Source organism: Neisseria sp. P0024.S006 (assembly GCF_051956595.1).
In the GTDB taxonomy this organism is placed as follows: domain Bacteria; phylum Pseudomonadota; class Gammaproteobacteria; order Burkholderiales; family Neisseriaceae; genus Neisseria.
This window is the reverse complement of sequence record NZ_JBQCXH010000056.1, coordinates 1-451: the sequence shown is the minus strand read 5'-3', so window position 1 is coordinate 451 and position 451 is coordinate 1. Positions and strand designations below refer to the sequence as shown.

General features: G+C 50.8%; 1 rRNA gene. It reads left to right on the top strand.

Features of this window, described 5'->3' with window-relative positions:
- A 16S ribosomal RNA gene (locus tag ACTHUF_RS11250) occupies positions 1–451 on the top strand; the annotation flags it as partial.

Genomic DNA, 451 nt, shown 5'->3' with positions numbered 1-451 from the left:
GGGTGACTAGAGTGTGTCAGAGGGAGGTAGAATTCCACGTGTAGCAGTGAAATACGTAGAGATGTGGAGGAATACCGATGGCGAAGGCAGCCTCCTGGGATAACACTGACGTTCATGCTCGAAAGCGTGGGTAGCAAACAGGATTAGATACCCCGGTAGTCCACGCACTAAACGATGTCAATTAGCTGTTGGGCAACTTGATTGCTTAGTAGCGTAGCTAACGCGTGAAATTGACCGACTGGGGAGTACGGTCGCAAGATTAAAACTCAAAGGAATTGACGGGGACCCGCACAAGCGGTGGATGATGTGGATTAATTCGATGCAACGCGAAGAATCTTACCTGGTCTTGACATGTACGGAATCCTCCAGAGAAGGAGGAGTGCCTTCGGGAGCCGTAACACAGGTGCTGCATGGCTGTCGTCAGCTCGTGTCGTGAGATGTTGGGTTAAGT